The 21148-nt window shown below is 73.1% G+C and carries 18 protein-coding genes; 3 read left to right on the forward strand and 15 right to left on the reverse strand.

The features are described 5' to 3' along the window. Positions 1-88: 88 nt before the first annotated feature. From yajC to pgsA, 15 genes are all read right to left on the reverse strand, one after another. Positions 89-397: a preprotein translocase subunit YajC gene (yajC, locus tag Mam01_RS26895; protein WP_373868727.1), complete on the reverse strand. Its 309-nt coding sequence runs from the start codon at positions 395-397 to the stop codon at positions 89-91. Positions 398-738: 341 nt separating this feature from the next. Then, positions 739-1785 (reverse strand): Holliday junction branch migration DNA helicase RuvB, encoded by a 1047-nt coding sequence (ruvB, locus tag Mam01_RS26900; RefSeq protein ID WP_239101644.1) that lies wholly within the window; start codon positions 1783-1785, stop codon positions 739-741. Between the two features lie 220 nt (positions 1786-2005). Continuing rightward, on the reverse strand, positions 2006-2623 hold the full coding sequence (gene ruvA / locus Mam01_RS26905; protein ID WP_150938616.1) for a Holliday junction branch migration protein RuvA: 618 nt from the start codon (positions 2621-2623) through the stop codon (positions 2006-2008). An 88-nt stretch (positions 2624-2711) separates the two neighbouring features. After that, complete coding sequence (gene ruvC / locus Mam01_RS26910; protein WP_204287980.1) at positions 2712-3263, reverse strand: crossover junction endodeoxyribonuclease RuvC; 552 nt, start codon at positions 3261-3263, stop codon at positions 2712-2714. A gap of 94 nt (positions 3264-3357) precedes the next feature. Then, on the reverse strand, positions 3358-4734 hold the full coding sequence (locus Mam01_RS36965; protein ID WP_239101645.1) for a GNAT family N-acetyltransferase: 1377 nt from the start codon (positions 4732-4734) through the stop codon (positions 3358-3360). Positions 4735-4821: 87 nt separating this feature from the next. Continuing rightward, a complete protein-coding gene (locus tag Mam01_RS26925) occupies positions 4822-5574 on the reverse strand; it encodes a YebC/PmpR family DNA-binding transcriptional regulator (protein ID WP_117408942.1) in 753 nt (250 codons plus the stop codon). 3 nt (positions 5575-5577) lie between these two features. Next, positions 5578-6168, reverse strand: coding sequence for a pyridoxal 5'-phosphate synthase glutaminase subunit PdxT (pdxT, locus tag Mam01_RS26930; RefSeq protein WP_204287960.1), 591 nt, complete (start codon positions 6166-6168; stop codon positions 5578-5580). A gap of 84 nt (positions 6169-6252) precedes the next feature. Beyond that, positions 6253-6678 (reverse strand): MarR family winged helix-turn-helix transcriptional regulator, encoded by a 426-nt coding sequence (locus Mam01_RS26935; RefSeq protein WP_204287961.1) that lies wholly within the window; start codon positions 6676-6678, stop codon positions 6253-6255. A 40-nt stretch (positions 6679-6718) separates the two neighbouring features. Beyond that, on the reverse strand, positions 6719-8425 hold the full coding sequence (locus Mam01_RS26940) for an alkaline phosphatase D family protein (RefSeq protein ID WP_204287962.1): 1707 nt from the start codon (positions 8423-8425) through the stop codon (positions 6719-6721). A 354-nt stretch (positions 8426-8779) separates the two neighbouring features. Continuing rightward, a complete protein-coding gene (gene pdxS / locus Mam01_RS26945) occupies positions 8780-9694 on the reverse strand; it encodes a pyridoxal 5'-phosphate synthase lyase subunit PdxS (protein WP_150938606.1) in 915 nt (304 codons plus the stop codon). Between the two features lie 150 nt (positions 9695-9844). Beyond that, the gene (locus Mam01_RS26950; RefSeq protein WP_239101646.1) at positions 9845-10849 is read right to left on the reverse strand and encodes a DUF3048 domain-containing protein; all 1005 of its coding nucleotides are present in this window, start codon (positions 10847-10849) and stop codon (positions 9845-9847) included. 130 nt (positions 10850-10979) lie between these two features. Beyond that, the gene (locus tag Mam01_RS26955) at positions 10980-11528 is read right to left on the reverse strand and encodes a hypothetical protein (protein WP_150938602.1); all 549 of its coding nucleotides are present in this window, start codon (positions 11526-11528) and stop codon (positions 10980-10982) included. Continuing rightward, positions 11525-12658 (reverse strand): glycosyltransferase family 4 protein, encoded by a 1134-nt coding sequence (locus Mam01_RS26960; protein WP_204287963.1) that lies wholly within the window; start codon positions 12656-12658, stop codon positions 11525-11527. Before Mam01_RS26960 ends, Mam01_RS26955 begins: the two co-directional genes overlap by 4 nt. Next, on the reverse strand, positions 12655-13647 hold the full coding sequence (locus tag Mam01_RS26965) for a phosphatidylinositol mannoside acyltransferase (protein ID WP_204287964.1): 993 nt from the start codon (positions 13645-13647) through the stop codon (positions 12655-12657). The genes Mam01_RS26960 and Mam01_RS26965 overlap by 4 nt, the downstream gene beginning before the upstream one ends. Next, on the reverse strand, positions 13644-14249 hold the full coding sequence (gene pgsA, locus Mam01_RS26970) for a phosphatidylinositol phosphate synthase (RefSeq protein ID WP_204287965.1): 606 nt from the start codon (positions 14247-14249) through the stop codon (positions 13644-13646). The genes Mam01_RS26965 and pgsA overlap by 4 nt, the downstream gene beginning before the upstream one ends. Before the next feature lie 256 nt (positions 14250-14505). Here pgsA and Mam01_RS26975 point away from each other — a divergent pair, with 256 nt between their 5' ends. The 3 genes from Mam01_RS26975 (at position 14506) to Mam01_RS26985 (ending at position 21145) form a co-directional block, all read left to right on the forward strand. Beyond that, on the forward strand, positions 14506-16638 hold the full coding sequence (locus Mam01_RS26975) for an elongation factor G-like protein EF-G2 (RefSeq protein ID WP_204287966.1): 2133 nt from the start codon (positions 14506-14508) through the stop codon (positions 16636-16638). 467 nt (positions 16639-17105) lie between these two features. After that, positions 17106-18701, forward strand: a complete 1596-nt coding sequence (locus tag Mam01_RS26980) for a glycoside hydrolase family 10-like protein (protein ID WP_204287967.1) — start codon at positions 17106-17108, stop codon at positions 18699-18701. A 197-nt stretch (positions 18702-18898) separates the two neighbouring features. Further along, positions 18899-21145, forward strand: a complete 2247-nt coding sequence (locus Mam01_RS26985) for a hypothetical protein (RefSeq protein ID WP_204287968.1) — start codon at positions 18899-18901, stop codon at positions 21143-21145. Positions 21146-21148 lie beyond the last annotated feature (3 nt).

A 21148-nucleotide genomic window follows, 5' to 3' on the forward strand; every position in this document is an offset into this window, starting at 1 on the left:
AGGAGTGTGCGTCCCGGCTTGCTCTGGCTACTGGTCGGTGGGGCCACTGGAGGTCAGTTCTTTCGTCGAAAGGTTGCGATCAGCCTACTCAGGACTGCTTGGTGCTCGTATCGTCGCCGTTCCCCGTGTCGGGACCACCGGTCACGGTCTCCTCGGTCTCCACGCCGGTCACGTCGCCCACGGGAGTGAGCACGCGGCCGATCGCGCCCTTGACCCAGCGGGTCTCGACGCCGGGCGCGAGTTCGAGCACGACGTCGTCGTCCTCCAGGGCGACGACCGTCGCGAACAGGCCTGTCGTGGTCATGACCCGGACGCCCGGGGTGAGGGAGTTCTGCATCTGGACCTGCTCCTGCTGCCGCTTGCGCTGCGGGCGGATCAACAGGAAGTAGAAAACCACTACCAGCAAGATCAGTGGCAGGAACGTCCCAAGCGGGTTGTTACCCACGGGGGCCACCCTTCCGTAACGTGATGAACCGGCCTGACGCCGGAGGTCTGGTGCGCTGCGACACGCGGGCCACCGCGACGCTGCTCGCGCCGGCGTGAGCGGCCAGTCAAGCCACGCAGTGTATGCGAGCCCGCCGAAGCCCGGCAACGAACCCACGGCTCGGCGAGCAGGAAAGTTCCCGTTTCATGGGCTTCGCAATCGGTCTGTTACCTCTTTGCCCCGGTTTCCGCTTCCGGGGAGCGCCCGGGGAGTGCCCGGGGAGTGCCCGGAGGGCGCTTCCCGGTGACGCGCGGTCAGCCCTCGAAGAGCGTGGGGGCGACGGGCGATCCGAAGCTGTCAGGAGGCGGAGTCAGGCCGAGGTGCGCCCAGGCGGAGGCGGTGGCGACCCGCCCGCGCGGCGTGCGGGCCAGCAGGCCCTGCCGCACCAGGAAGGGCTCGGCCACGACCTCGACGGTCTCCGGCTCCTCCCCCACCGCGACCGCGAGCGTCGACAGGCCCACCGGCCCGCCGCCGAACTTGCGCAGCAGCGCGTCGAGCACCGCCCGGTCGAGCCGGTCGAGGCCCTCCGCGTCCACCTCGTACAGGTTGAGCGCCGCCGCCGCGATCTCCCTGGTGACCACGCCTTCCGCGCGGACCTCCGCGAAGTCGCGCACCCGCCTGAGCAGGCGGTTGGCGATGCGGGGCGTGCCGCGCGAGCGGCGGGCGATCTCCAGGGCGCTGTCGTCGGGCAGCTCCACCGACAGCAGGCGGGCCGAGCGCCGCAGCACCAGCTCCAGCTCCGCCACCTCGTAGAAGTCCATGTGGGCGGTGAAGCCGAACCTGTCACGCAGCGGCGCGGGCAGCAGGCCCGCCCGGGTGGTGGCCCCGACCAGCGTGAACGGGGCGATGTCGAGGGGGATCGAGGTGGCTCCGGGGCCCTTGCCGACGACGATGTCGACCCGGAAGTCCTCCATCGCGAGGTAGAGCATCTCCTCGGCGGGCCGGGACATCCGGTGGATCTCGTCGATGAACAGGACCTCGCCCTCGGTCAGCGTGGACAGGATCGCGGCGAGGTCGCCCGCGCGCTCCAGCGCGGGGCCCGAGGTCATCCGCAGCGGCGCGCCCAGCTCGGCCGCGATGATCATGGCGAGTGTGGTCTTGCCCAGGCCGGGGCCGCCGCTCATCAGGACGTGGTCGGGCGGCCGGTTGCGGCGCAGCGCGCTCTCCAGGACCAGCGAGAGCTGCTCGCGCACGCGGCCCTGCCCGATGAACTCGTCGAGCCGCCTCGGACGCAGCGCGGCCTCGATCGCCCGCTCGTCGCCCTCGGGCTCGGGCGACACGAGATCCCGCTCCACACTCACTCGGCACCATCCGCTCGGCCTGCCGGGAACCATCCGCTTCCCGGTGAATCTTTCATCGAACCGCCCGGCCCTCGCGCATTCCCCGGCCCGCCTCGCGCCTCCCGGGCCCGCCTCCCGGGTCCGGCCGCCGGACCCGATGCCGGGCCGGTCGCCGCGTCGGGTCCGCCTCTCCCGTGACCGCCGATGCTCACCGGACGGACGTTCACCGGACGCCCCATTCTCACCGGACGCTCAGGGCGCGCAGGGCCGACTTCAGCAACGCGGCCACCTGCGGGGCGCGGCCGGCCGCGACCTCCGCGTCGGCCTCCGGGGCCACCGCCGCGACCGCCTCGTCGGCGTCCCTGGCCGAGTAGCCGAGGCCGACCAGACCGGAATGCACCTGGTCGCGCCAGGCGGGCCGGGCGCCGCCGTTCAGCGCCGCGTCGACGGCCTGCGCGGGCGCGCCGAGCTTGTCCTTCAGTTCCAGCACGATGCGCTGGGCGCCCTTCTGCCCGATGCCGGGCACCATCGTCAGGGCCTTGAGATCGGCGCTCGCCACCGCCATCCGCAGCGCGTTGGGCGCGTGCACGGCGAGCATGGCGAGGGCGAGGCGCGGCCCGACCCCGCTGGCCGTCTGCAGCAGTTCGAAGACGGCGCGCTCGTCGTCCGAGGCGAAGCCGTACAGCGTCAGCGAGTCCTCGCGCACGACGAGCGAGGTGGACAGCCGGGCGGGTTCGCCGGCGCGCAGCCCGGCCAGGGTCCCCGGGGCGCAGTGGACGAGCACTCCGACCCCGCCGACCTCGACCACGGCACTGTCGGCGCCGACCGCCGTCACCTGCCCCGCAACGGATGCGATCACCGCGTGCTCCCTCCCCGGCCCTGCCACCCGGCCGCGACCGCGCCGGGCCTCCCAGTCCTACCAGAGCCTTGGTGGCCTGCGTACGGGGTCACGCGTCCTCCCGGCGTGCGGGGGCCGGTCGCGGGGCGGAGCGGGCGCGGGCCAGGGCGTCGGCCAGGCGGTGCTGCACGCCGCCGCGCCAGACGTGGCAGATGGCCAGGGCGAGCGCGTCGGCCGCGTCCGCGGGCTTCGGCATGGCGTCGAGCCGCAGCAGCCGGGTGACCATCGTGCCCACCTGCTTCTTGTCGGCGTTGCCGTGGCCCGTGATGGCGGCCTTGACCTCGCTCGGCGTGTGCAGGGCGACCGGCAGCCCGCGCCGGGCCGCGCAGACGATCGCGACGGCCGACGCCTGCGCCGTCCCCATGACCGTGCGCACGTTGTGCTGGGCGAACACCCGCTCGACGGCGACCGCGTCCGGTTTCAGCTCGTCGAGCCACCGCTCGATCTCGGCCTCGATGACGACCAGCCGGGCGCCGATGTCGTCGTCGGCCGGAGTCCGCACGACCCCGACCGACACCAGGCTCAGCGGCGCGCCGGGCCTGCCCTCCACGGCGCCGAGGCCGCACCGCGTCAGCCCCGGGTCCACCCCCATCACCCGCACGTGGGGCAATCGCACCGGCTCGCCTCTCCGCCGAACATCAGTTCGGTCGGTCACTCTACCGCGATCACCGGCGGCGCGGGGGCGCGACGCGGCGTCAGAACGCGTCGATCATGTAGGCGGCGCAGGCGAAGGCGGCGTCCAGCGCGTCGTCGGTCTCGGGGGAACCACCCGTCAGCCTGCCCGAGCGCCGCAGCGTGGCCGTGGGCACCCCGGCGAAGAGCGCGGACGCGCCGCCGATCGTCAGCCGCGTCGCCTCCCCCGGGCCGGAGCCCGGCCCAGTGCGCGGCCCGGTGCCTGGCCCGGTGCCCGGCGCCGTACGTGACGCCGGGTCCGACCGCGTCACGGAGCCGGAGCCGCCCGCCACGCGGAGCGTCCACGATCCCGTGTTGCCGGGACGCAGCCGGTCGGTCACCTCGACGACGGTCTCCAGCGCGACCCCGGCGGGGAAGCCGCGTCCCGCGACCGCGGCGGGCAGGTCGATCACCCGGAGCATCCACCGGCGCACCGTGACGTCGTCGTCCGACCGCTCGCGCAGCAGCCAGAGCACGGGGTCGGCCGGGTCGACGCAGGCGTGCACCGACTTCGCGACGGAGGAGGCGCTGCCGACCAGCGACCACAGCGCCCTGGCCGTCGCCTCCGAGCCCGCCACCAGGTTGTCGACCTCGATGTCGCCGTCGCTCCAGCGGTAGAGGACGAACCCGTCGCCTGCGAGGTAGCAGTAGTCGTCCTCGTCGGCGAGCCACAGCCGCCAGGTGCGCTCGTCGTAGGACATCGGGCCGCTCGCGCGGGTGGCGGCGTGGAGCCTGCCGATCAGTGCCACCACTTCGGCCGCGTCATCGGGGCCGGCCCGGCGCAGCCCCGGCGCGCCACCGTGACCACCGGAGGCATCCGGCTCACCGCCGCCCTGACCACCGCGACCACCGCGACCGCTGTGACCGCCGGAGACAGCGGGATCACCTCCGTGACCGCCGGAGCCACCGGGCCCACGAGAGGCACCGGGCTCGCCGTAGCCGCCGTGACCGCCGGTGCTGCCGAGGGTGCGCAGCGCCTCGGCGGGCAGCGTGATCCTCGTCATGCCGCCGGCGTGCTCGTAGCCCACGCTCCGGTAGAGCGGGGTGGTCGCGGGGTAGAGCGCCGACACCACGTGGCCGAGCGCGGCGCAGCGCTCGACGGCGGCCTCCATGAGCGCGCGGCCCACTCCCCTGCCGCGGTCCTCGGGCGCGACGGTCACGCTGGCCACGCCGCCCATCGACAGCGGCCGGCCGTGCCACCACTGGACGTACGGGTTGATCCTGGCCGCGCCGGCGAGCCTGGGCCCGTCGAACGCGCCCAGGTAACGCCCCTCCGGCAGCATCGGGGAGACCAGGTCGCGCCAGGTCCGCGCGCCTTCGGCGGACAGCGGGCCGAAGGCGCGTCTCCGGATGTCGAGCGCGGCGTCGAGGTCGCCGGCGGTGAGATCGCGGATGTCCACGACGCGTCAACCTATGCCGATCGCGGTACGGCGGGCCAGCGGTTTTCCGTCAGCCCCGATCAACCGGCCGCGATGGGGCCGGTCGGATCAGACGTCCAGCTTCTCCATGACGTCGTCGCTGACGTCGAAGTTCGCCCAGACGTTCTGCACGTCGTCGCTGTCCTCCAGCGCGTCGATGAGCTTGAAGACCTTGCGGGCGCCGTCCTCGTCCAGCGGGACGTTGAGGGTCGGCATGAAGCTCATCTCGGCCGACTCGTAGTCGATGCCGGCGTCCTGCAGCGCCTTGCGCACGGGGATCAGGTCGGAGGCCTCGCTGACCACCTCGAAGTTGTCACCGAGGTCGTTGACCTCCTCGGCGCCCGCGTCGAGGACGGCCATGAGCACGTCGTCCTCGCTCAGCGACCCCTTGGGGACGAGCACGACGCCCTTGCGGTTGAACATGTACGACACCGAGCCGGGGTCGGCGAGCGAGCCGCCGTTGCGGGTCAGCGCCACGCGCACCTCGGACGCCGCGCGGTTGCGGTTGTCGGTGAGGCACTCGATGAGAACCGCGACACCGCCCGGGGCGTAGCCCTCGTACATGATGGTCTGCCAGTCGGCGCCGCCGGCCTCCAGGCCGCCGCCGCGCTTGCGGGCCCGCTCGATGTTGTCGATCGGGACCGAGTTCTTCCTGGCCTTGGTGATGGCGTCGTACAGCGTCGGGTTGCCGTCCGGATCGGGCCCGCCGGTCCTGGCCGCGACCTCGACGTTCTTGATGAGCTTGGCGAACAGCTTGCCGCGCTTGGAGTCCAGCGCCGCCTTCTTGTGCTTCGTCGTCGCCCATTTGGAGTGGCCGGACATCGCCTAGAACTCCCTCACCATTTCGACAAAATACGAGTGCACGCGCGCGTCGCCGGTCAGCTCCGGATGGAAGGACGTCGCGAGCAGCGGTCCCTGTCGGACCGCGACGATCCTATCCCCAGCTTCGGTCCGGCCCAGCACCTCGACGTCCGGCCCCACCGACTCGACCCAGGGCGCGCGGATGAACACGGCCCTGATCTCCCCGCGCCCGGCGAAGTCGAGATCGGCCTCGAAGGAGTCGACCTGGCGGCCGAAGGCGTTGCGGCGGACCACCATGTCGATGCCGCCGAGGGTCTCCTGGCCCTCGACGCCGCCCTCGATCCGGTCGGCCAGCATGATCATCCCTGCGCAGGAGCCGTAGGCGGGCATGCCCTCCTTGATCCGCAGCCGGATCGGTTCGAGCATCTCGAAGGTGACGGCGAGCTTCCACATCGTGGTCGACTCTCCGCCCGGGACGACCAGCGCGTCCACCGCGGCGAGCTCCCCCGGGCGGCGCACCGGGACGGCGGTCGCCCCCGACTCCTCCAGTGCGCGGACGTGCTCGCGCACGTCGCCCTGCAGGGCGAGCACGCCGATCTTGGGTGCGGACGTCACGGTTTCCCCTTCTGTGGTGACCAGTTCAGGGTATGGCCACGGCCTCCCCCGCCCAAAACGCGGTCATGTCCGTCCCAGGGAGTGTCAGACACGACCCAGCTTCGCCAGGGCGGGCAGGGCGCTCTCGATGGCCGAGCGCTCCTCGGGGGTCAGCGCGCCGAGCCTGCCGGAGAGATAGGCGATGCGCGCCCGCCGTACGGCACGCAGGCGGTCGCGGCCCTCGTCGGTGAGCTCGACGGTGCGCACCCGGGCGTCGGAGGCGTCGGTGCCCCGCGCCACCAGGCCCGCCTCCTCCAAGCGGTTGACCTGCACGCTCATCGTGGGGAGCTGCACTCCGTGCTCCTCGGCGAGCTCGGTCATCCGGCAGGGCGCCTCCTCCAGCGAGCCGAGCACGGAGTACTGCTGGGCGGTGACCGGCTGTCCCGCCGTCGTACGGCGCAGCAGCATCACGAGGTGACGCAGCTCACGCGACAGGCGCTCGGCGAGCCGCCCGGTGTCGTCGGTCGTCATAGCCGGTCACGATAACGCCGCCGCCGTACGGCCGCGCCGGTCAGGGGCGCTCGGTCTCCTGCCGGATCGTGTCCTCGGCGGTGACGCCCGCCGTCCGGGCCGCGCTCGGGGGGGAGAACGGGCGCAGATAGGTCTGCTGGACGCCGGGCACCCGGTCCTCGACGACGAAGGTGGCCCTGGTGTAGGCCTCCGCGCCAGGGACGCTGACCCGGGGCACCACCCTGAAGTCGGCTGTCATCGCCTCCCGCTCGACGCGGGTCAGGACGTAGCCGCGCTGGTCGTTGTAGAACCTCAGGTGCGGGTTGATCCGCAGGAAGGGGTGGTCGGCGGGGTCGGAGTCGGCTCCGTCGCCGGTGGTGCTGACGGAGGTCGTGACGAGCTCGGACCCGACGGTGGGACCGGCCGGGTGGTCGTAGTCCAGCTTCAGGTCGCTCGCCCAGTGCGCGTGCACGTCGCCGGTGAGCACGACGGGGTTGCGCACGCCGGCGTCCATCCAGCCCTGGGTGATGCGCCTGCGGGAGGCGGCGTACCCGTCCCAGGCGTCCTGGCTGGTGCGCGTGCCCGGCCCGGCGTCGCTGTCGCGCCGGGCGAAGAACACCTGCTGGCCGATGACGTCCCACCGCGCCGCCGAGCGCCGGAAGCCGTCGAGCAGCCAGGCCTCCTGCTCGGCGCCGGTGATCGACCGCTCCGGGCCGGCCGACTCGGGGCAGTCCTTGTACCCGTCGCCGCAGGCCTGGTCGTCGCGGTACTGCCGGGTGTCGAGCAGGTGGAAGGTCGCCATCCTGCCCCATCCGACCCGCCGGTAGAGCCGCATTCCGGCGCCGCACGGGACCGAGGTGCGGCGCAGCGGCATGTTCTCGTAGTAGGCGCGGAACGCGGCCTCCCGGCGTTGCCCGAAGGCGGGCCGCTCCTCCGGGTGCGCCGGCGTCTCGCCGGCCCAGTTGTTGTCCACCTCGTGGTCGTCGAAGACCACGAGCCACGGCGCGGCGGCGTGGGCCGCGCGCAGGTCGGGGTCGGTCTTGTACTGCGCGTGCCGCCTGCGGTAGTCCGCCAGGGTCACCGTCTCCGGCCCTTCGTGGTCGCGCACGTTGCCGGTGGGGGCGACGTAGGTGTCCCTCGCGTACTCGTACTGGTAGTCGCCCAGGTGGAGGACCAGGTCCGGGTGGTCCTCGGCGAGGCGGCGGTAGGCGGTGAAGTAGCCGTGCTCGTACTGGGCGCACGAGACGAAGGCCATCGTCAGCGGGCCGCCGAACGACGCCGGGTCCGGGGCGGTCAGCGCCCGGCCGGTCGGCGAGAGGTGGGGCCCCGCGCGGAAGCGGTACCAGTACTCCCTGCCGGGCCGCAGACGGTCCACCTCGACGTGGACGCTGTGCCCCCACTCGGGGCTAGCGTCCGCCACGCCCTCCCGTACGACCCGGCGGCAGCACTCGTCGTCGTAGACCTGCCACCGCACGGGGACGGCGATCGGCGGCATGCCGCCGAGGCCGTCCTCGGCCAGCGGCCGCGGGGCGAGGCGGGTCCAGATCACGAAACCCGCGGGGTCGGGGTCGCCCGAGGCCACCCCGAGTGTGAAGGGGTCGGAGCACAGGCCGCGTGCGGCCGCCCCGGCCTCCGCGCCGGGCGTGGAGGGCGGCGGCGTCGGGGGCGGGTCCGCCGAGGCGGGCGCGGGGATCGCGGCGGCGAGCCCCGCGGCGAGTCCCGTGACGAGGCCGGTCACGAGGAAGGTGCGGCGATCGAGGCCGGGCAACTGGGCTCCCTGGGACGATCAGCGGGTCGAACGCCCGCGGGCCGGCGATCGATCGCGACGGGGTGGCACCGATCGGCGTGGCGGGCGACGGCCCGGCGACGTCAGCGCCCTGCCACCCGCTGCCGGACACCGCCGCGCAGATCTCCGGCATGCGGATCTCCGACACGCGGATCTCCAGCAACAGATCTACGGCCGCACAGCAGAACGCTCGGCCGGGACGTCCCGACCGAGCGAATCGCCTTACCGCCGGTCACCCGCGGCCGACACGCCGCCGACGGGAGCCTCTTTACCTTCCTGGGAACACTGCGCCTTTCCGGGAAGGCCGTGCCTGCCAGCCGTGCGTTCCGGCTGTGCCTACCAGCCGCGCTCGGCGAGGCGGTGCGGCACCGGGATGTCGTCGACGTTGATGCCGACCATCGCCTCGCCGAGACCCCGGGAGACCTTGGCGATCACGTCGGGGTCGTCGTAGAAGGTGGTGGCCTTGACGATGGCGGCGGCCCGCTTGGCGGGGTCGCCGGACTTGAAGATGCCCGAGCCGACGAACACGCCCTCGGCGCCGAGCTGCATCATCATCGCGGCGTCGGCGGGGGTGGCGATGCCGCCCGCGGTGAACAGCACCACCGGCAGCTTGCCGGTCTTCGCGACCTCGGCCACCAGCTCGTACGGCGCCTGCAGCTCCTTGGCCGCGACGAACAGCTCGTCCTCGGGCAGCGAGGTGAGGCGCTTGATCTCGCCCCGGATCTTGCGCATGTGGGTGGTGGCGTTGGACACGTCGCCGGTCCCGGCCTCGCCCTTGGAGCGGATCATGGCGGCGCCCTCGGTGATGCGGCGCAGCGCCTCGCCCAGGTTGGTGGCACCGCACACGAAGGGCACGGTGAACTGCCACTTGTCGATGTGGTTGGCGAAGTCCGCGGGGGTCAGCACCTCGGACTCGTCGACGTAGTCGACACCCAGCGCCTGGAGCACCTGGGCCTCGACGAAGTGGCCGATCCGGGCCTTGGCCATCACGGGGATGGACACGGCGCCGACGATGCCCTCGATCATGTCGGGGTCGCTCATCCTGGACACCCCGCCCTGGGCGCGGATGTCGGCGGGGACGCGCTCCAGCGCCATGACGGCGACGGCGCCGGCATCCTCGGCGATCTTGGCCTGCTCGGGGGTGACGACGTCCATGATGACCCCGCCCTTGAGCATCTCGGCCATGCCCCGCTTCACGCGGGCGGTGCCGACGGCGGCGTTCTCGTTGACTTCGGGGGCGCTGCTGGACACGGTGCTACCTCACGACGGCGGGCCTACGGATTCCTCTCCATGGTAGGTGCTGGCCGCTCCCGAGCCCGCAGTGCCCGCCTGTCGAAACCGATCACGCCGTTTGTCCGTCAGGTCGAAACCCGCCGGGACGGCCGGCGCGCGGCCGCGGGGTCACGGCGCGACGGGCTTGCGCGACGCGAGCACCACCCAGACCTGGCCCCGGGCGAACGGCATCGGCTTGCCGTCGGCCATGGTGTAGACGGTGCCCTCCTTCTCCGAGGCGCGCGACCACTTGACCCGGTACGCCTGGCCGTCCCGCAGGACCACCCCGGTGCCCTTGCCGACGGTGTGCACGAGCGGGGTGTAGCTCCCGGTGAAGTCGTGGAACTCCGAACGGTCGGTCTTCACCCACTGCACGACGATCGTGGGCGCGCCCTGCTGGCCGCCCTCGGCGGCCATGTCCTTCTCGCCGTCCTGCGTGACCAGCCAGCGCTTCTGGGCCTCCGACCAGGTGAAGGCGAAGCGCGCGGCAGGGTAGCGCACATTGACCGTCTTCTGCGGCGTGCCCCCGGCGGGCGGCTCGTCGGAGAAGACGAACCCGATGTCCTTCGCCCTGGTCGCCTGCGGCGCCTTGGCCAGCAGCTTCCGGGGGCTGCCGACCAGGTTGTACGGCGCGACCCGGCCGGGCGCGCGGACGTACGCGCCGGGCGCGCGGCTGTCGGACACGTCGAACAGCGACGCCTTCTGGACGAAGGGGATCATCTTCGTCTGCACCCCGGAGTAGGCGAGGGCGGGCTTGCCGAACGCCGGCAGGATGTGCAGGTCGGAGATCCGGGCGCTGCGGACCGGCCCCACCTGCGCGGGGAGCTTGGAGGAGAAGATCGCCATGAGCCGGGTGAGCCCGCCCTCGACCTGCTCGACGTAGACGACGTCGGCGCTGCGCAGGCCGATCTGCGGCTTGCCCGCGTGGGTGTTCTCGATCTTCACGGCGAGGACCGGCCTGCGGGTGGCGACGGGGCGTCCGGTGAAGGGGTGTTCCGGAGGCGCGGTCGGCGACGGCGAGGCCACCACCGGGCTCGCGCCCTCCGACTGGGGGGCGGGCTTGTCGTCACCCGAGCACGCGGCCCCGGTGAGGACGACCGCCATGGCCAGTGTGAAGCCGATCCCTGCCCGCACCGTCCCGCTCCTCCCGGTGGAGAGCCCCCGTCACCGGGCATGACGCGACCGGCACGCGGACCGTCGCCCAGCATGGCAATGAAACGGCATGAGCTTACCGGGAATACCCCTAATGCCCGTCAAATAGCGACTATGCGGCCATCAGGGCGTCCGGGGGCTCGTCGTCGATGTCGAAGAACCGGGGCGGGTCGGTGTGCCCGGCGAGGTGCAGCGCACGGGCCAGCCAGCGCCGCTGCGCCGTACGGGTGACCGCGGCGGCGTTGTTGTAGAACCGGCGCGAGTAGACGACCTTGGCGACCGCCGTGTCCAGTTCCTCCAGCAGCGCCTCCCCGGTGGGGTGCTCCGCCAGCTTCTCGCGGAACCGCTCCTGGTCGACGACCACGCGCAGGGCCCGCGACAGGTCGCTCTCGGCGTGCTCGCGCTCGTCCGGCCCGGCCGTACGGGCCTCGTGGGCCGCCGCGGCGAGCACCAGCGAGGTGGCGGGGTCGAGGATGCGCGAGCCGGCCAGTTCCAGGCAGACCGCCGCGCGGCGCAGCAGCGCGGCGTCGAGGGCGGCCTGCGCGGTCTCCAGGCGGATGTGCAGCCGGTCGAGCCGCCCGGCCCGCCAGGAGACGTAGACGGCGAACAGCACGACGGCCACGAGGGCCACGGCCACCACAATGATCAGGGTCGAGGTCATGGCAGCGCGTCCTCCACGACTCCCGCCTCCGCGTGGGCGACCGTCTCGTACACGCGCACGACCTCCCGCGCGACCGTCGACCAGTCGTACTTCCACACGGCCTGGCGGGCCTCGTCGGAGAGCTTGGCCCGGCGTCCGGGGTCGTCCAGCAGCCGGGCCGCCTCCCGGGCCAGGGCGGCGGGGTCGCCGGTGGCGAACAGCGCCCCGGCCTGCCCCTCGCCCAGCACGCGCCGGAAGGCGGGGATGTCGCTGGCGAGGATCGGCGCCCCGGCCGACATGGCCTCGGTGAGCACGATGCCGAAGCTCTCCCCGCCCAGGTTGGGCGCGCAGAAGACGTCGACGGAGTGGTAGGCGCGCACCTTGTCGGCCTCGCTGACCATGCCGAGCAGCCCGACGCGGTCGCGGTACCTCTTGGGCACCCGGCCGAGCACGTCGTCGGCGTCCCCCGGGCCGGCGACCAGCAGCCGCAGCGCGGGCCGCTCGGCGGCGAGCACGGCGAACGCCTCCAGGAGCACGGGCAGGCCCTTGCGCGGCTCGTCCATCCGCCCGAGGAACCCGATCACGTTGCCGTCCGGGCCCCAGCCCGGCAGCGGCTCGCCCTCGGCGTAGCGGCGCACGGTCACGCCGTTCGGGATCAGCACCGCGTCGCCGCCGAGGTGCTCGACCAGTGTCTTGCGGGCGGCGTCGGAGACCGCGATCCGGCCCGTGATCTTCTCCAGCGCGCTCTGCAGCATCGGCGCGGCCACGGACATCGCCCGCGAGCGCTCGTAGGAGGCGTGGAACGTCGCCACGATCGGCCCCTTGGCCACCCAGCAGGCGAGCACCCCGAGCGACGGCACGCCGGGCTCGTGCACGTGCAGCACGTCGAACCCGCCCTCCCTGATCCACTTGCGCACCCGGTTCGCCGACAGGAAGCCGAACGCCAGGCGGGCCACCGAGCCGTTGTACGGCACGGGCACGGCGCGGCCGGCGGAGGTCACGTACGCCGGCAGCTCGGCGTCGTCGGCGGCGGGGGCGATGACGGACACCTCGTGCCCGTCCTCGATCAGCGCCTCGGCGAGGTCCCTGATGTGCGCCTGCACGCCCCCGGGAACCTCCCAGGTGTACGGGCAGACGATGCCGACCTTCACGAGGCGCCCCCGGCGGAGGGCTCGGCTGGGGGCTCGGCGTCGTCGAGCCAGACGCGCTGGAGCATGTGCCAGTCCTCCGGGTGCTCGGCGATGCCCTTCTCGAAGACCGCCGCCACGGCCTGGGTCATGACGGCGACCTTCTCCTGCCGGGTCCCCTCGGACGGCACCGGGACCTCCTCGTGCACCCGGATGCCCCAGCCGCCGTCCTCGAACCACAGCACGGCGGGCAGCAGCGCGGCCCCTGTCTGGACGGCCAGCAGCGCGGGCCCGGCGACCATCCGGGTCCGGGCGCCGAAGAACTCGACCTCGATCCCGCGTTCGGTCAGGTCGCGTTCGGCGGGCAGGCAGACGGGGCGGCCCTCGCGCAGGCGCTTGGCGAGCGTGCCGAACGCCATGGCGCTGCCGCCGCCCTTGGCGGTGAGCGGCAGCACCTCCATGCCGAGGCTCTCGCGGTAGGCCACGAACCGCTCGAACAGCGACTCCGGCTTCAGCCGCTCGGCCACGGTGGTGAAGGGGTGGCCCATGTGCACCAGCCAGGCCCCGCCGAGGTCGTAGTTGCCCATGTGAGGCAGAGCGATCACCACTCCCCTGCCCCGGGCGAGGTTGTCGAAGATGTTCTCGGCCCCGATGAACCGGGTGCCGTCGAGGATCCGCTCGCGGGTGTAGGCGGTGAAGCGGAACGACTCCATCCAGTACCTGAAGTAGGAGCGCATGCCCGCCCGGCTCAGGTCCCGTACGGCGGGGTCGCCGGGGTCCGCGCCGACGACCCGGGCCAGGTTGACCTCCAGGCGGCGCACGGACCGGCCCCGCCTGCGCCACAGCCGGTCGGCGAGCACCCGGAAGAACCAGGCGGCCGTCCGCTCCGGCACGTGGCGCACCACGGCCCAGCCGGCGGCGTACGCGGCCGCGACCGCCCGGTCGGCGAGCGGCGTCCCGCCGGGCCGCGGAGGCCGCGGGGGTGGGCCGGGCGGGCCGCCCGTCTCGCTCATGTGTTTACCGCCTGTCTGTAGACGTGCACCATCCGCTGGACGACCGTGACGGCGCTGGCCGCGGCGAGCAGCCAGAGCCCGGCCGCCAGGATGTACGGCACGCCGAGGCCGGACAGGCCGGCCGCGACGAGCACGACCACCAGGCGCTCCCCCCGCTCGGCGATGCCGACGTTCGCGGTCATGCCGAGCCCCTCGGCCCTGGCCTTGGCGTAGGAGACCAATGCTCCCGCGGCCAGGCAGAAGAGCGCGACGGCCGCGAGGACGATCTCGGGCTCGTCCTCGAGGACGAAGTAGAGGATCAGCCCGGAGAAGATCGAGGCGTCGCCGAGGCGGTCGAGCGTGGAGTCGAGGAAGGCGCCCCACGTGCTCCCCTTGCCCGTCATCCGGGCGAGGACCCCGTCGAGGGCGTCGGCGAGCACGAAGAACGTGATGACGAGTGATCCCAGGAACAGATGCCCGGTCGGGTAGAAGACGAGGGCCGAGGCCACCACTCCGAGCGTGCCGATCGTGGTGATCACATCGGGCGAGATCCCGCGGCGGGCGAGGGCCCGTCCCAGGGGGGTCATGACTCGGGTGACGGCGGGGCGCAGGATGTTCAACATCGCCGTCCGATCGTAGGCCATCGAGGGCCGCCGCACCTCGCAAGCACATTCGCCGAAAAGTCTTGTGATATGCGCCACATGGGTAAAGGGTGAAGAGCACGCGCCCGCAGGACCGCACGGAGATGACGCGGAGGTGAACCCCGTCGTGTGGTCATGAGAGGGCGGGCCCCGGGCGCGGGACAGCGACGGCACGAGCGGCCGGCGCGGGGCGCGTCCGTGCGCCCCCTCCCCGCCGCTCCGAGATTCGGGAGGCGATGTGGCCGAAAGATCATCCGGCGCGACAACAGGGGCCGCGGGCAGGGCACCCGTGGCCGATCGGCCGGACATGGTGCGCAATGTCGTGCTGGTCGGCCATTCCGGAGCCGGGAAGACGACCCTGATCGAGGCGCTGCTCGCGGAGACGGGCACCGTGCAGCGCCCCGGCCGGGTCGAGGACGGCACGACGGTCAGCGACTTCGACGAGGTGGAGGTGCGCCAGCAGCGCTCGGTGAACCTGTCGGTCGCACCCGTCGTCCACAACGGCATCAAGATCAACCTGTTGGACACCCCGGGGTACGCGGACTTCGTCGGCGACCTGCGGGCCGGGCTGCGCGCCGCGGACGCCGCGCTGTTCGTCGTCTCGGCCGTCGAGGGCGTCGACGGGCTCACCCGGATGATCTGGGACGAGTGCGCGCTCGTCGGCATGCCGCGCGCGGTGGTGATCAGCAAGATCGACCACCAGCGGGCCAACTTCGACGAGGTCCTCGCCACCTGCCAGGACGCGTTCGGCGACGGCGTGGCGCCGCTCTACCTGCCGGTGGACGGCACCGGGCTGCTCGGCCTGCTGTCGCAGCGGCTGTTCGACTACGGCGGCGGCCGCAGGACCGAGCGGGAGCCGGGCCCGGACCAGCTCGCGCTCATCGAGCAGTACCGCGGCGACCTCATCGAGGGGATCATCCAGGAGAGCGAGGACGAGTCCCTGATGGACCGCTACCTCTCCGGGGAGACGATCGACACCAAGGTGCTCATCGACGACCTGGAGAAGGCGGTGGCCCGGGGCAGCTTCTACCCGGTGCTCGCCACCGCGCCCGGCGTCGGCACGCTGGAACTCCTGGAGATCGTCACGCAGGGCTTCCCCTCGCCCCTGGAGCACCCGCTGCCGCACATCACCGGGATCGACGGCAAACCCTGCAAGGAGATCACCGCCGACCCGGACGGCCCGCTGGTGGCGGAGGTCGTCAAGACGACCAGCGATCCGTACGTCGGGCGGATCAGCCTGGTCCGGGTCTTCTCCGGCACGCTGCGGCCCGACATGACGGTCCACGTCTCCGGCCACGGCCTGGCCGACCGGGGCCACGAGGACCACGACGTCGACGAACGGGTGGGCGCGCTGTCCTCGCCCCTGGGCAAACTGCAGCGGACGGTGGGCAAATGCGTCGCCGGGGACGTCTGCGCGGTCGCCAAGCTGTCGCGCACGGAGACCGGCGACACGCTCTCCGGCAAGGACGAGCCGCTGCTGGTCGAGGCGTGGACCATGCCCGACCCGCTGCTGCCGGTCGCGATCCGGGCGAAATCGAAGGCCGACGAGGACAAGCTGAGCCAGGCCCTCGGCCGCCTCGTCGCCGAGGACCCGACGCTGCGGCTGGAGAACAACGCGGAGACCCGCCAGCTCGTGCTGTGGTGCATGGGCGAGGCGCACTCCGACGTCCTGCTCGACCGCCTGGCCAAGCGGCACGGCGTGGAGGTCGAGAAGGTCGGCCTGCGGGTGCCGCTGCGCGAGACGTTCGGCGGCCGGGCGCAGGGCATGGGGCGCAACGTCAAGCAGACCGGCGGCCACGGGCAGTACGCCATCTGCCACATCGAGGTCGAGCCGCTGCCGTCGGGCGGCGGGTTCGAGTTCGTCGACAAGATCGTGGGCGGGGTGGTCCCGCGGCAGTTCATCCCGTCGGTCGAGAAGGGCGTGCGGGCGCAGATGGAACGCGGGGTCGTCGCCGGCTACCCGATGGTCGACATCCGCGTCACGCTCTACGACGGCAAGGCCCACTCGGTCGACTCCTCCGACATGGCCTTCCAGATCGCCGGCCAGCTCGCGCTCAAGGAGGCCGCGGCCAAGGTGGCCACGCACCTGCTCGAACCCGTGGACGAGGTCGCGGTGCTGGTGCCCGACGACTACGTCGGCGCCGTGATGTCCGATCTGTCCTCACGCCGGGGCAGGGTGCTCGGCACCGAGCCGGTCGGCACGGGCCGCACGCTGGTGCGCGCCGAGGCCCCGCAGCTGGAGATCACCCGGTACGCCGTCGACCTGCGCTCGCTGTCTCACGGGACGGGCACGTTCACCCGTTCCTTCCTGCGGTACGAACCGCTGCCCGCGCACCTGGTCGACAAGGTGGCCGCGACGGGCGAGCACTAGGGACGCACCGGACGGCGCTCCGGCGACGGCCGGACGACGATCGGACGAGATCGGACAGGGACGCCCGGCGGCACGCCTCCCGCCGCCGGGCTCCCCACCGCCGCCGCGCCCACGCCCTTGCTCGGCCTCACCGCAGCGCCCGTACCGGCTCGGCCTCACCGGCGCGCCCGGACCACCCGCCCGAACCGGTGCGGGCCGTACGGATGTCACCAATCCGCCTCAGAACCATTCCCCCGCGTCCCGGCGGCCCCTCGCCGGGCCGGAACGGGCCGCGTCCCCGCCGGACGGGCCGTTCGCGCAGGTCATCCATGCCGCCGGGTTTGACCGAACAGCCGCTCGGGGAGCCTCACGACGTGTCAGGCGTCACATCCGCATCACAAGTGCGTTTCGTTTTTTCTGGCTAAACCGCTCTTAAGCCGATGTAAGACTGGTCGCCGGACTTACCGGCATATCGGAGGGGCAGCCACGTGACCGAGCGGAGACAGGTCGTCCGCCCGTTGATCGCCACCACCGTCATCGCCGCCGCCGCCGTCGGCGCCGCCTACGCGTTCGGCCCCGGGGCCCAGGCCGAGAAGGTCGGCAGCACGGCGAACGCGAAGGACGGACGGCACCAGGTGGTGAAGGCGGAGACGCTGACGGCGACGGGCGCCTGCGCGACCAGCGCGAAATATCCCAAGCGCCAGCTCCGCGGGGTGTGGATCGCGACCGTGCACAACGTCGACTGGCCGTCCAAGCCGGGGCTGTCGCCCGACCGGCAGCGGGCCGAGTATCTGCGGATCCTCGACAACGCGGTGAAGCGCCGGCTGAACGCGGTGTTCTTCCAGGTGCGTCCCGCCTCGGACGCGATCTACCGCTCGTCGCTGGAGCCCTGGTCGCAGTGGCTCACCGGCACGGCCGGGCGGGACCCGGGCTGGGACCCGCTGCCGTTCCTCGTGGAGGAGGCCCACAAGCGGGGGCTGCAGTTCCACGCGTGGTTCAACCCCTACCGGGCGGCCGACTCGGCCTCCGCGAAGCTGCCCGCCGGGCACCCGGCGCGCCTGCACCCCGACTGGGTCGTCAAGCACGAGGGCAAGCTCTACTACAACCCCGGGCTGCCCGAGGTGCGCGACTGGGTCACCAAGGTCGTGACGGACGTCGTGCAGCGCTACGACGTCGACGGCGTCCACTTCGACGACTACTTCTACCCCTACCCGGGCCGGGGCACGAGGTTCGCCGACCAGGCGGCGTACAAGAAGTACGGCAAGGGCCTGAGCCTGGCCGACTGGCGGCGGCGCAACGTCAACGACCTCGTCGCCCAGATCTCGGGCGCGGTCCACGCGGCCAGGCCCTACGCCGTCTTCGGGATCAGCCCCTTCGGCATCTGGCGCAACAAGGCCGAGGACCCGGCGGGGTCGGCCACCAAGGGCATGTCGGCCTACGACTCGATCTACGCGGACGCGAAGGCGTGGATCAAGAAGGGCTCCGTCGACTACGTGATGCCCCAGCTCTACTGGCCCCGGGGCTTCGCCGCCGCCGACTACACCGTCCTCGCCAAGTGGTGGGCCGACGCGGTGAAGGGCACCGACGTCGACCTCTACATCGGCCAGGCGCTCTACCGGGTCGGCGCCACCGACACCCCGGCCTGGACCAAGGCCGGCGAGCTGCCCGCGCACCTCACGCTGAACCGGAAGCACCCGGAGATCTCCGGCGACGTCTACTTCAGCGCCGCCCAGCTCGCGCGCAACCCCCTGGGCGTGCTCGACCGGATCGTGAAGGAGCACTACACGCGGCCCGCGCTGCCGCCGGTGCTCAGGCCGGGGTCCACCTCCGCGCCGGCCGCGCCGCGCGGGGTCAAAGCCGCCTCCGGGACGCTGACGTGGCAGGCCCAGCCGGGCGCGCAGGCGTACGCGGTGTATCGGGTGACCGGCAAGGACGCCTCCTGCGCCACGGCCGACGCGCGCAACCTGCTCGCCGTCGTGCCGGCCTCCGCCGCGCCGCAGTACGCCGCGGCGGGCTCCGGCGCCTACTACGTCACCACGCTCGACCGCCTCGGCAACGAGAGCGCCGCCACCCCGGCGACCTGATCCCGTCCCCGGCCCTGCTGCCCGGCCCTGCCCGGGTGGCCCCGCCGGGCAGGACTCCAGGGTCCCCGCTCGCGCACGGAGGGACGGGCCGCCGATCGAGGCGCCCGGGACGGACCGAGTCGCTGCGCGGTCGTCCACGGGTCCGGTAGCGTGGTCGCGAGTTTTCCCAAGATCATGTAGGGGCCTGGGGGTCGCCGGTGAGTGGCACGTGGGTGAGGCGCGCGCTCGTCGCGGTCGTGTTCGGCGTGTCGGTCGTGACCCTCGCGCCCGCGGCGGCCGCGTCCGCCGGGCTCGCGGCCGCACCCGATCAGGCGCCGGATCAGTGGCCGGATCAGAGGTCCGGCCAGCGCGGGACGGCGGCCGGCGAGCGGGTGGTGCTGGTCGGCATTCCCGGTCTGATGTGGAGCGACGTCACCCCGGAGGACACCCCCGCGCTGTGGCGGCTCGCCGGTGAGTCCGCCATCGGCTCCCTGTCGGCCCGGACGGTGCGCAAGGACGGCACCTGCCCCTACGACGGATGGCTCACGGTCTCGGCCGGGGTACGGTCGGCGGTGGGGGGACGCTGCGGCATGGCGCCCACGCCTGAGGCGAGCGGCCAGGGCGCGGTGGTCCCCGAGTTCTCCTGGCTGTGGGAGGTGCGCGAGCAGGACGACGCCGGAACCCTCGGGCAGGCCCTGCACACGGCCGGGCGGACCACGATGGCCGTCGGCCCGGGCGCGGCGCTCGCGCTGGCCGACCGCGCCGGGCGCGTGGACGTCTACGCCGCCGACGTCGCACAGGCCGCGGACTTGACCCGGGCGAACGTCGTCGCCATGGAGATCCCCGACCTGATCGCGCCCTACGTCTCGGCCGACCGGCTGAGCGAGGTGCCGGAGGCGGTGTCTCCCCAGGTGCGCCGGGCTGCGGCGCGGGCGGCCGACGCGAAGCTCGGCGCGGTGCTGCCCCGCCTGGGGCAGGCGACGGTGCTGGTGGCGGGCGTCGGCGACCACGGGCCGGTGCCGCACCTGCGGGTGGCGATGCTGCGCGGCCCGGCCATGAAGGACCCGGCCACCACCAGTCCTGCCACCACCGGCCCGGGCGGCGCGGGTTCGGGCGGGCCGGGACGCACGCTCGGCGCCAGATCCACCCACCGGGACGACATGATCATCCTGCCCGACCTCACCGCTACGATCCTCGCCCGGGCCGGGGTGGCCGCTCCCCCGAACGTCGTCGGCGTCCCGGTCGAGACGCACGGGACCGGCGGCGGGAGCCTCGCCGAGGGCGTGGCGGCCCTGCGGACCGCCGACGTGGCCGGGCAGACGATCAGGAACACCACCGGCGCCTTCTTCACCACCCTCGCCGTGCTCCAGGTGCTGTTCTATCTGACCGCGTTCCTGCTGCTGCGCCGCCGCGACCGGCTGCCGGCCGTACGGTCCGCGGCCGTGGCGCTGGCGGCGATCCCCGCCTCGACCTATCTCGTCAACCTCCTCCCGTGGGCCCGTACGGCGCAGCCCGTGCTCACGCTCTTCGCCTCGATCGCGGCCATCGCGGCGGCGCTGACCCTGGCGGCGCTCGCCGGGCCGTGGCGGCGCGGCGTGCTCGGGCCGCTGACCGTGATCGCCGCGGTCACCGCGGCCGTGCTGCTCGGCGACCTGCTGACCGGCACGCCCCTGCAGCTCAACAGCCTGATGGGCTACACGGGAGTGGTCGGCGCCCGTTACTACGGCCTGGGCAACATCCCCTTCGCGTTGCTGGCCACGGCCGTGCTGCTCGTGACCACCGCCGCAGCGGACCGGCTCGTCCGGTCGGGCCGCAAGGCCGTCGCGGTGGCCCTGATCGCCGTGCTCGGGGCCTTCGCGATGCTGCTCGACGGCTGGCCCGGCGTGGGCAGCGACTTCGGCGGCGTGATCGCCTTCGTCCCCGGCATCGCGGTCACCGCGATGCTCGTCGCGGGCAGGCGGGTGTCGGTCGTCAAGCTGGGCGCGTTCTGCGCGGCGGGCGGCGTCCTGGTGATGACGATCGCCTACCTCGACTACCTGCGTCCCCCGGCCAGCCAGACGCATCTCGGGCGGTTCGCCGGCCAGGTCGCGGACGGCACGTTCCTGCCGGTGATCTCACGCAAGCTCGGGGCGATGCTCGCCACGCTGCTCAGCCCCAACCTGATGCCGGTGGTGATCGCCGCCTTCGCGTTCCTCGTCTTCGCGCTGCTGCGGCCCGGGACCGCCAGCGCCGGGGTGCTGCCGATCGCGTTCGAACGGGCGCCCACGCTCAAGGCGGGCCTGCTCGGCGCACTCGTGAGCGGGGTGGTCGGCATGCTCGTCAATGACTCGGGGGCCGCCGTGCTGTCCATGGCCCTGGCGCTGGCCGTACCGCTCGTGCTCAGCGCGGGGATCCGCGCCCTGCAGTACGGCGAGCCCGCCCCGGCCGCCGCCGCGCCGAGCCCCCCGGCGAGCCTGGCGGGCTGAGCG

This window comes from Microbispora amethystogenes, from assembly GCF_016863015.1.
In the GTDB taxonomy this organism is placed as follows: domain Bacteria; phylum Actinomycetota; class Actinomycetes; order Streptosporangiales; family Streptosporangiaceae; genus Microbispora; species Microbispora amethystogenes.

Excerpts from the sequence above, each read along its gene's own strand:
- Mam01_RS26965 (WP_204287964.1), bottom strand. The coding sequence starts at position 13,647 with ATGAGCGAGACGGGCGGCCCGCCCGGCCCACCCCCGCGGCCTCCGCGG.
- Mam01_RS26935 (WP_204287961.1), bottom strand. The coding sequence starts at position 6,678 with ATGACGACCGACGACACCGGGCGGCTCGCCGAGCGCCTGTCGCGTGAG.
- pgsA (WP_204287965.1), bottom strand. The coding sequence starts at position 14,249 with ATGTTGAACATCCTGCGCCCCGCCGTCACCCGAGTCATGACCCCCCTG.
- Mam01_RS26955 (WP_150938602.1), bottom strand. The coding sequence starts at position 11,528 with ATGACCTCGACCCTGATCATTGTGGTGGCCGTGGCCCTCGTGGCCGTC.
- Mam01_RS26925 (WP_117408942.1), bottom strand. The coding sequence starts at position 5,574 with ATGTCCGGCCACTCCAAATGGGCGACGACGAAGCACAAGAAGGCGGCG.